The following is a 9,568-nucleotide window of genomic DNA, read 5'->3' as shown; positions in this document are numbered from 1 at the left end:
GTTTTATTACTTAAGTAGTTGACTAAGAGCACAACGTTACATCGAATCACCAATGTCGATATAACTATAAAGCTTTGCTGCGGTCGTGGCGGAATTGGTAGACGCACCAGATTTAGGTTCTGGCGCCGAGAGGTGTGAGAGTTCAAGTCTCTCCGACCGCACCATTATTTCTCTTTAATTAGAGAACAAATAGTGAATCTATTAGATTTATTATGGCTACTTAGCTCAGTTGGTTAGAGCACATCACTCATAATGATGGGGTCGCAGGTTCAAATCCCGCAGTAGCCACCATTCTTTCTTTATGAAAGAAAAAGTACAAACAACGTTATATTGAATCACCAATATCGATATAGCTATAAAGATTTGCTGCGGTCGTGGCGGAATTGGTAGACGCACCAGATTTAGGTTCTGGCGCCGAGAGGTGTGAGAGTTCAAGTCTCTCCGACCGCACCATCATTGAATAGAACCCAGCTTTTTAGCTGGGTTTTGTTTTATCTGGAATATGTAAATCTGCAAGCCAAGTCACCAAGTATTCTCTCCTATAACCTCACTTTTACTACAATTTTATTAGACAATGTCTGCTCCATTTCCTAACTGAGTATGACTGCCAATGAAAAACCTCACTCTAACGATCGGTTGCTACACAGACACTCCCAGTAAAAGCCAAGGCGTATATCAGGCTCAATTAGACTTGGAAAGCGGAAAGCTATTACCTTTAGAGCTCGTTGCAGAGTGCACTAACCCGTCTTTTGTCGTAGCGACAAAACTTGGCATCTATACCGCGTCTGAAATTGATCAGCCAAAACAGCCGCAGCTGATTCATATTCCTAGCCCTAACTCAAAGACGGTTAAGAACTCCGGTACTATCGCTGGCGGTCACCCCTGTCACATCACGATAGATCCACACAATAAGTTTGCTATCACGTCGCAATACTCATCAGGCACATTCGATATTTTTAGCTTAAGTATCAATGGCAACATCGATAAGCGCCTCAAAACAATCAAGATGGTTGGTTCCGGACCAAACAAAGAGAGACAAACTAGCCCGCACGCCCACCAATGTCTGCTCTTACAAAACTCGCCACAGTTTGTGACTGTCGATCTCGGCACCGATCGAATCAACTTCTATTGCTTCGATGAAGAACAGGAAGAGTTTCTAGACGAGCCTATGCAGTCTATTAAAGTGCCAGCCGGCAATGGACCTCGCCATTTAATCTTTAACAAAGCAGAAGACAGAGCCTATGTGATCTGTGAGCTCTCTGAATCGATACTTATGTTGGAAAAGGCTTTGGGTGTATGGAATATCGTAGAAGAAATTGATGCGCTTCCCAATATGGAGAAAGGAGAAGCTACGGCTGCGATAAAACTATCGCCGGATGAGCAATTCCTCTATGTATCTTGTCGACACCAATCAAGGATCAGTTGCTTCAGAATCGAGCCTACAACAAAAATGCCTATTTTTATTGATAGCTATAATACTGAAGGCAACTTCCCTCGCGATTTTCATATTACTGACTGCGGACGATGGGTTATCGCAGCAAACCAACACTCCAATAACATCACCTCATTCAAACGAAATAATGAGGATGGGTCTTTGGTTTATACAGGATACTCTTTAGAGATCGACGCACCGGTTTGCGTTACACAGCAGTTATAGCACTCAGCACCAAACAAAAAAGGAGAGCATCTGCTCTCCTTCTCTATATAGATAATCTGAACTAATAAATTAAAGGCCTAAGGCGTATTTCAATACTTGGGTTTTAATCGGCCCAGAGTTCTCTGCTAATTTTAGCGCAGCATTACGTGCAAACTTGAGCGGACCAATGTCGTTGCTAAACGTTTTGTAGAAAAAGTCCATGCCACTTTGCATCATTAGATTGTCACCTCTTCTGAACACTTCATAGCGTCTCGCCACAGATTGATTCAATTCACCTTTCTCTTGGGTGATATCCAATAGTGCTGCCACATCTTTAAAGCCTAAGTTAACACCCTGCCCTGCCAATGGGTTGATCGTATGTGCAGAGTCCCCGACTAAAATACAGTTATTCTTTGAGTATGATTGAGCATGACGTCGTGTCAGAGGAAAAGAACCCGAGTTCAAAACTTTGATATCACCTAACTCTTTAGGAAAGTGAGTAAGTACTTCATTACGTAGTTTTTCAGGGGGCATTGCTGACAGTTGCTTAATACGCAGTGGAGAATCATACCAAACTAACGAGCCCTGCCCGACTTCTTGATCGTCAGAGACTAGAGAACACAAAGGCAAAAATGAACGAGGACCACTTGGTAAAAATTGCTGCCAAGTAATATCTTGCTGAGGCTGTTCTGTTTCTACGTTGATAAGCATGCAGTGCTGTCGGTAATCCCAAGCCGTAATACCAATCCCTGCTTGCTGACGGACGGCTGAATTTGCGCCATCAGCGCCAACCACCCACTTCGCTGACAACTGAGTACCCGACTGAAGCTTGACTATATTGGTTTCACTAAACTCAATCTCATCGAGCTTTTCTGGACATAACAGTTCGAGATTGTTGTAGGCATCAAACTGAGCCCATAAACCCAATTGGATTAATCGATTCTCAACGATGTAACCTAAACGAGGTAAATCAAGAGATGCAGCATCAAACCGAGTACGACAGTCTGGGTGTTCCCAAGTTTCCAATCGCTTGTAAGAACAGACGCGCATCGCTGCAATACTTTGCCATGCACCAAGATCTTCAAGCAAATCGACCGATGCTTGAGAAATCGCTGACACACGAATGTCCATCGCTTGCGACTCATCAAAAGCTTGTGGGACAAAACCTTCGATCACCGCAACACTCAGACCTTGCTTTGCAAAACCGATTGCTGTTGCTGCACCAACCATGCCGCCACCGACGACTACAATATCGTAACTGTTCATATTTTGTACTTATCAGTTTGATTCTTTGACTGTTTTTGATTGTACTTTTTCATAACGAACTTGTAACCAAAAACCTTATTCGAAAGAAGGGTTATCCCTTATGGCATATGGCGTTGACGATAATAAAAACCACTACATAAGAGATTTGTTCAGACTACTAGTCAGTCGGTTTTGAAACCAGTACAATACGCCGCTTGCCGCTAGAGCCTGTCATAAAATTGAATACCGAATTATGACGAACGGAGCTAGCGGATGAATAATGGGCGATTTGCTCCCTTAAATTAAACTAACGATCGAGCGAACATATAATGAGTAAGAAACTGCTAATTAAAACTTGGGGCTGTCAGATGAATGAATACGATTCATCAAAAATGGCCGACCTGCTTAACGCTGCAAATGGCTATGAGCTAACTGAAGTACCTGAGGAAGCAGACGTACTACTATTGAATACTTGTTCTATCCGCGAAAAAGCACAAGAAAAAGTATTCCACCAGCTTGGTCGTTGGAAAACGCTTAAAGATAAGAAAGAAGGTGTGGTGATCGGTGTGGGTGGCTGTGTAGCGACTCAAGAGGGTGATCACATTCGTCAACGTGCACCTTACGTAGACGTTATCTTTGGCCCACAAACACTGCACCGTCTGCCAGAGATGATTAAATCATCACTGTCTAACGAAAAGCCAGTAATGGACATCTCTTTCCCAGAGATCGAAAAGTTCGATAACCTGCCTGAGCCAAAAGCTGAAGGTGCGACGGCATTCGTTTCTATCATGGAAGGTTGTTCTAAATACTGTACTTACTGCGTTGTACCATACACACGTGGTGAAGAAGTTAGCCGTCCAATGGATGATGTACTGTTCGAAGTGGCTCAACTTGCAGAGCAAGGCGTACGTGAAGTTAACCTACTAGGTCAGAACGTAAACGCATACCGCGGTCCAACACACGAAGGCGATATCTGTTCATTCGCAGAACTGCTTCGTCTTGTTGCTTCTATCGATGGTATCGACCGTATTCGTTTCACAACTAGCCACCCGCTTGAGTTTGGTGACGACATCATTGAAGTTTACAAAGATACTCCTGAACTAGTGAGCTTCCTTCACCTGCCAGTACAAAGTGGTAGTGACCGTATTCTTACGATGATGAAGCGTCCACACACGGCTATCGAGTACAAGTCTATTATCCGTAAACTGCGTAAAGCTCGTCCTGATATTCAAATCAGTTCTGACTTTATCGTTGGTTTCCCTGGTGAGTCTAAACAAGACTTCCAAGATACAATGAAGTTAATTAAAGAAGTTGATTTCGATATGAGCTTCAGCTTTGTTTTCTCTCCTCGTCCGGGTACGCCAGCGGCAGATTACCCATGTGACGTACCAACACAAGAGAAGAAAGATCGTCTATACGAACTGCAACAAACGGTAAACACACAAGCTATGCGCTTCTCTCGTCTAATGCTAGGCACAGAGCAACGTATCCTTGTTGAAGGTCCATCAAGAAAGAACCTAATGGAACTTCGCGGCCGTACAGAAAACAGCCGTGTTGTGAACTTCGAAGGTTCTGCAGACCTAATCGGCCAGTTCGTAGATGTGAAGATCACTGAGGTTTACACCAACTCACTACGTGGTGAGCTAGTTCGCACAGAAAAAGACATGGGTCTACGCGTTGTTATGACTCCAGCAGAAATGATGGAAAAAACAAAACGTGAAGACGAGCTAGGTGTAGCGACATTTACACCGTAGGCAATACAACTGTTTGAGCACAAAGCGCAAACACAAAGCTTGAAATTACCTAACTAAGTGACCATCTTAGAAATAGGGATATCACAATCAAAAGCCCGGTCTAAATCGGGCTTTTTGCTCTTTGTTTTATTTAAGAGCGAGTGGCACAAAATGAGAGGCTAATTTGAGCAATAAAATCGTTACCTTAGAGATAAATCTAGAGCCAGCCGACAACAAGCGCTTGGCTAGCTTATGCGGACCATTCGACGACAACATCAAACACCTTGAGCGTCGTCTTGGCGTTGAGATTAATTACCGTAGCAACTTTTTCACGATTGTCGGTAAGCCTCACACTACAGCCGCCGCTTTAGACATCATCAAACACCTCTATGTTGAAACGGCTCCAGTTAAAGGCAACATAATCGATATCGAACCAGAGCAAGTGCATCTGGCCGTCACTGAGTCTGGTATTTTGGAGCAACACGTCGAGTCTGAAATCGACTACGGCAAAGAAGTGACCATTAAGACTAAAAAAGGCGTCATCAAGCCTCGCACGCCAAACCAAGCACAATACCTAATGAACATGGTCACTCATGACATAACTTTTGGTATTGGACCTGCTGGTACTGGTAAAACATACTTAGCTGTTGCGGCTGCGGTTGATGCACTTGAACGTCAAGAAGTTCGTCGAATCCTACTGACTCGTCCTGCTGTTGAAGCTGGTGAGAAGCTTGGTTTCCTACCGGGTGATTTAAGCCAAAAAGTAGACCCATATTTGCGTCCGCTTTACGATGCACTGTTTGAAATGCTTGGCTTTGAGCGAGTTGAGAAGCTGATTGAACGTAACGTGATTGAAGTCGCTCCACTGGCTTACATGCGTGGACGTACACTAAATGATGCATTTATCATTCTTGATGAGAGCCAAAACACCACGGTAGAACAGATGAAAATGTTCTTAACCCGTATCGGTTTTAATTCGCGTGCAGTTATCACAGGTGACATTACGCAAATCGATTTACCTCGTGGAGCGAAGTCTGGTCTACGTCATGCAACTGAAGTGCTGAGTGAAGTGGATGACATCAGCTTTAATTTCTTCATGTCTGAAGATGTGGTTCGTCACCCTGTTGTTGCTCGTATCGTCAACGCCTACGAGAAATGGGAAGCGAAAGACCAGAAAGAGCGCAAAGAGTTTGAAAAGCGTAAACGTGAAGAGCGCGAAGCCAAACTTCTTGAGGCTCAGCAGGCAGTTACGACACAATTAGCAACACAAAATAGTTCTGTGATTACAGAACAAGGTGATAAATAGATGTCTATTGAACTAGACCTGCAAATAGCAGTCGAAAATGAGCAAGGTCTTCCAACTGAGCAAGATATTCAGCTTTGGTTGGACAAGACAATTCCTCAGTTTCAAGAGAACGCTGAGTTGACGGTTCGTATCGTTGATACGCAAGAAAGCCACCAGCTCAATCATGAATACCGTGGCAAAGACAAGCCAACTAACGTGCTGTCTTTTCCATTTGAAGCGCCACCAGGAATGGAATTAAATCTACTGGGTGACCTCATTATTTGCCGCCAAGTTGTCGAAAAAGAAGCAGAAGAGCAAAGTAAGCCTCTGCTAGCACACTGGGCTCATATGGTTGTACATGGCAGTCTGCATCTGCTAGGTTATGATCATATCGAAGATGATGAAGCTGAAGAGATGGAGTCACTCGAGACAGAAATCATGCAAGCTATGGGGTTTGAAGACCCTTATATTCTAGAAAAGTAAATTGATTCTAGGTCAGTAGTTTGCAGAGAAACAACGACTCATCGAACCTGTTATTTTCAGGAGTCTGAGTTGTGATGTGTGCTATCACACTTCTGATAGCGTTATTTTTTGAGAAATCATGAACGAAGGTAACCCCCCCACTTCTGAGGGAAGTAAAAAATCTGAAGGTCCGAGTAGAAAGTCCTTCTTTGAACGCCTAGGCCAACTATTTCAAGGCGAGGTAAAAGACCGCCAAGAGCTCGTAGATGTAATCCGCGACTCAGAAATTAATGACCTAATTGACCACGACACGCGCGACATGCTCGAAGGTGTTATGGAAATTTCAGAGATGCGAGTACGCGATATCATGCTGCCTCGCTCTCAAATGGTTACAGTTGAACGCACCGATGATTTAGATACATTGATTGCGCTTATTACTGATGCTCAACACTCTCGCTACCCAGTGATCAGTGAAGATAAAGACCATGTTGAAGGCATTCTATTAGCGAAGGACCTACTTAAGTACTTGGGTTCAGACAGTGCTCCATTTGACATCGAACAAGTGATTCGCCCTGTAGTTGTTGTTCCTGAAAGTAAGCGTGTAGATCGCCTACTCAAGGAATTCCAAGAAGAGCGTTACCACATGTCTATCGTTGTCGATGAGTTTGGCGGTGTCTCTGGCCTAGTAACCATTGAAGATATCCTCGAAGAAATCGTTGGTGAAATTGAAGACGAGTTCGACGATGAAGAAGAGTTAGATATTCGTAAGCTGAGTAAGCATACTTTCTCTGTTAAAGCTTTAACCACTATTGAAGAGTTCAACGACACGTTTAACACGACCTTTAGTGATGATGAAGTAGATACAGTGGGTGGTATGGTGATGACAGCACTCGGTCACCTGCCAGTTCGTGGCGAAATTGTAGAAATCGAAAACTACCATTTCAAAATTACATCTGCAGATAACCGTCGTGTAATTCAGCTACAGGTAACCATTCCTGACGAACAGCCTCTTCCGACTATCGAAGAATAACAACTTCTCTCTAAAGAGATAACAGAAATTAGATGACTAAGACTTTTATTCATCGCCTATTACGGCCGCTTGCGGCCGTTTTTGTTGGCGCTATAACCACCCTTTCATTCGCTCCATACTCCATATGGCCTCTTGCTATTCTCAGCCCAGCTTTGTTGCTGTTACTGATCCACAACCGCTCTCCTAAAAGCGCGCTTTGGATTGGCTACGCATGGGGTTTAGGCCAATTCACAACGGGGATCAGCTGGGTATACGTCAGTATTGATGGCTTTGGCGGCATGCCACTGGCAGCTAACCTATTCTTGATGGCACTGCTTGTTGGCTACCTAGCCGTTTATTCCGGCCTATTTACCTGGAGTTTGAATAAATTCTTCCCTGCCAATAACCTAAGCCGCTTTTTCCTTGCCGCACCTGCGTTGTGGTTAATCAGTGATTGGCTACGTGGCTGGGTAATGACGGGCTTCCCTTGGCTTTGGTTAGGCTACAGCCAAATCGATTCGCCACTAGGTTCATTTGCACCGATTGGCGGCGTCGAGTTAGTAACTCTAGCGATCATTGTTTCAGCCTCTGCCTTCACTTATGCGCTTGTTAACCGGGCCTGGAGTATCGCTGTCATCCCTGCTGTTGTATTTAGCACCGGTTTTGGTATCCGCAATATCGACTGGGTGACGCCGAACCCTGACAAAACAACGTCAGTAGTGTTGATTCAAGGCAACGTCGATCAAGACAGCAAATGGCTACCAAGTCATCGCTGGCCGACCATGATGAAATACACCGACCTAAGCAGAGAAAACTGGGATGTGGATATCATCATTTGGCCTGAAGCGGCTATTCCTGCGTTCGAAGTAGAGATCCCGTCTTTCCTGCGTAACTTAGACAGCGCAGCCAAGATGAACAACAGCTCAATCATTACTGGCGTGCTGAATCAATCTGAAGATAAGAAGTACTACAACAGTGTTCTTTCTCTCGGTGTTAACCCATACGGCGAATACAGCTACGATCCAAACGAACGCTACCACAAACATCATCTATTACCATTTGGTGAGTTTGTACCGTTCGAAGAGGTCCTGCGCCCGTTAGCACCGTTCTTTAATTTGCCAATGTCATCGTTTAGTCGTGGTGATTTCGTTCAGCCAAACATCGTGGCAAATGGTCGTCATCTAGCACCGGCATTGTGTTATGAAATCATCTTCAATGATCAAGTTAGACAAAACGTAACGGATGAAACTGACTTTATTCTAACGCTCTCTAACGATGCGTGGTTTGGTCGTTCAATTGGACCATTGCAACATATGGAAATCGCACAGATGCGTGCTCTGGAGCTAGGTAAGCCAGTTATTCGCTCAACCAACAATGGTGTGACGGCAGTTACCGATTACAAAGGCAAGATCATCAAACAAATACCTCAGTTTGAAACCGCAGTGTTGAAAGCTGAACTTATTTCAACGGATGGTCAAACCCCTTACCACGTGGTCGGTACTTGGCCGCTGTATATCTGGGCGTTACTGAGTTTAGTAGCTGGCTGGGTTATGAGAAGAAAAGACTAGATTCGAGATTCGAGATTCGACGAAAAGTTGTTGAGGGTTGGCTGATTCAGTCAACCCTTTTTATTGCTATGGTGTAAAGTTGAAGATGTTATGCCGCCAGTATTTACGGCTTAAGCGCTTTACGACTAAACCCTTTAGAACCACATTTAATGCATGGAATGATATTGGTTGGATGGTTATATTCGGTTTGATGACCACACTCGTCACATACTAAGGTTCCTAAACCAATGACTTCACCCGCTTGATACAAGCCTTGATGCTCTAGATCTTGGAACAGTTCAACCCATTCCACTTTGGTGCGATCAGTAATGTCCAATAGACCTTGCCAAATGGAATCAGCAATCATCAAGTAGAACGGGCCACTTTTACTCTCTTCATAACTTTCAGAGAATTCTTTTAAGTCCGATTTCACATAGGCTGAAATCAGTGATAGTTCATCTTTGGTCATGTCATTGGCTGCTTTCGCAAACTTACCTGACGCTTCGATTTTGTTGTTGAGCTCTTCAGGACTATGCTTCAGCGTTTCGATGACCTCTTCAACCACTTCTTCATAGAGTGCTTTTTTCTTCGGCATAACAACCTCCTTAAGATAACCAACTTTTCAGTGAGCAAACGGATGTGCCGCCATGC

At 44.1% G+C, this 9,568-nt stretch carries 8 protein-coding genes and 3 tRNA genes; 9 read left to right on the top strand and 2 right to left on the bottom strand.

Translation table 11 applies throughout. From position 1 onward, the window contains the following. The first annotated feature begins 79 nt into the window (after positions 1-79). The 4 genes from AB4407_RS14880 to AB4407_RS14865 all read left to right on the top strand — a co-directional run bounded on the left by AB4407_RS14880 (position 80) and on the right by AB4407_RS14865 (position 1,657). Positions 80-164: transfer RNA gene (locus tag AB4407_RS14880), tRNA-Leu, on the top strand. A gap of 50 nt (positions 165-214) precedes the next feature. Next, positions 215-291: transfer RNA gene (locus tag AB4407_RS14875), tRNA-Met, on the top strand. Between the two features lie 77 nt (positions 292-368). Further along, a tRNA-Leu gene (locus AB4407_RS14870) sits at positions 369-453 on the top strand. A 157-nt stretch (positions 454-610) separates the two neighbouring features. Beyond that, positions 611-1,657 (top strand): lactonase family protein, encoded by a 1,047-nt coding sequence (locus AB4407_RS14865; RefSeq protein WP_372121103.1) that lies wholly within the window; start codon positions 611-613, stop codon positions 1,655-1,657. A 69-nt stretch (positions 1,658-1,726) separates the two neighbouring features. Here the strand turns inward: AB4407_RS14865 and AB4407_RS14860 are convergent, their stop codons facing one another. Then, positions 1,727-2,902, bottom strand: a complete 1,176-nt coding sequence (locus AB4407_RS14860; protein WP_372121102.1) for a 2-octaprenyl-3-methyl-6-methoxy-1,4-benzoquinol hydroxylase — start codon at positions 2,900-2,902, stop codon at positions 1,727-1,729. Positions 2,903-3,210: 308 nt separating this feature from the next. Between AB4407_RS14860 and miaB the strand changes: the two genes are divergently transcribed. The 5 genes from miaB (at position 3,211) to lnt (ending at position 8,938) form a co-directional block, all read left to right on the top strand. After that, on the top strand, positions 3,211-4,635 hold the full coding sequence (gene miaB, locus AB4407_RS14855) for a tRNA (N6-isopentenyl adenosine(37)-C2)-methylthiotransferase MiaB (RefSeq protein ID WP_372121101.1): 1,425 nt from the start codon (positions 3,211-3,213) through the stop codon (positions 4,633-4,635). A 163-nt stretch (positions 4,636-4,798) separates the two neighbouring features. Next, the gene (locus AB4407_RS14850; protein WP_372121100.1) at positions 4,799-5,920 is read left to right on the top strand and encodes a PhoH family protein; all 1,122 of its coding nucleotides are present in this window, start codon (positions 4,799-4,801) and stop codon (positions 5,918-5,920) included. Next, positions 5,921-6,382 (top strand): rRNA maturation RNase YbeY, encoded by a 462-nt coding sequence (gene ybeY / locus AB4407_RS14845; RefSeq protein ID WP_372121099.1) that lies wholly within the window; start codon positions 5,921-5,923, stop codon positions 6,380-6,382. A 118-nt stretch (positions 6,383-6,500) separates the two neighbouring features. Beyond that, the gene (gene corC / locus AB4407_RS14840; RefSeq protein ID WP_239828506.1) at positions 6,501-7,391 is read left to right on the top strand and encodes a CNNM family magnesium/cobalt transport protein CorC; all 891 of its coding nucleotides are present in this window, start codon (positions 6,501-6,503) and stop codon (positions 7,389-7,391) included. 32 nt (positions 7,392-7,423) lie between these two features. Continuing rightward, positions 7,424-8,938, top strand: a complete 1,515-nt coding sequence (lnt, locus tag AB4407_RS14835; protein ID WP_372121098.1) for an apolipoprotein N-acyltransferase — start codon at positions 7,424-7,426, stop codon at positions 8,936-8,938. Positions 8,939-9,041: 103 nt separating this feature from the next. On the opposite strand, the gene AB4407_RS14830 is transcribed toward lnt, so the two are convergent. Further along, on the bottom strand, positions 9,042-9,512 hold the full coding sequence (locus AB4407_RS14830; RefSeq protein WP_135382072.1) for a zinc ribbon-containing protein: 471 nt from the start codon (positions 9,510-9,512) through the stop codon (positions 9,042-9,044). Positions 9,513-9,568 lie beyond the last annotated feature (56 nt).

Source organism: Vibrio sp. 10N.261.46.E11 (assembly GCF_041472735.1).
Classification (GTDB): Bacteria; Pseudomonadota; Gammaproteobacteria; order Enterobacterales; family Vibrionaceae; genus Vibrio.
This window is presented reverse-complemented; position numbering and strand designations above follow the sequence as displayed.

What these genes read in the sequence shown, in the direction of transcription:
- AB4407_RS14830 (WP_135382072.1), bottom strand. Translation starts at nt 9,512, where the DNA reads ATGCCGAAGAAAAAAGCACTCTATGAAGAAGTGGTTGAAGAGGTCATC.
- corC (WP_239828506.1), top strand. Translation starts at nt 6,501, where the DNA reads ATGAACGAAGGTAACCCCCCCACTTCTGAGGGAAGTAAAAAATCTGAA.
- AB4407_RS14865 (WP_372121103.1), top strand. Translation starts at nt 611, where the DNA reads ATGAAAAACCTCACTCTAACGATCGGTTGCTACACAGACACTCCCAGT.
- lnt (WP_372121098.1), top strand. Translation starts at nt 7,424, where the DNA reads ATGACTAAGACTTTTATTCATCGCCTATTACGGCCGCTTGCGGCCGTT.
- ybeY (WP_372121099.1), top strand. Translation starts at nt 5,921, where the DNA reads ATGTCTATTGAACTAGACCTGCAAATAGCAGTCGAAAATGAGCAAGGT.
- miaB (WP_372121101.1), top strand. Translation starts at nt 3,211, where the DNA reads ATGAGTAAGAAACTGCTAATTAAAACTTGGGGCTGTCAGATGAATGAA.
- AB4407_RS14860 (WP_372121102.1), bottom strand. Translation starts at nt 2,902, where the DNA reads ATGAACAGTTACGATATTGTAGTCGTCGGTGGCGGCATGGTTGGTGCA.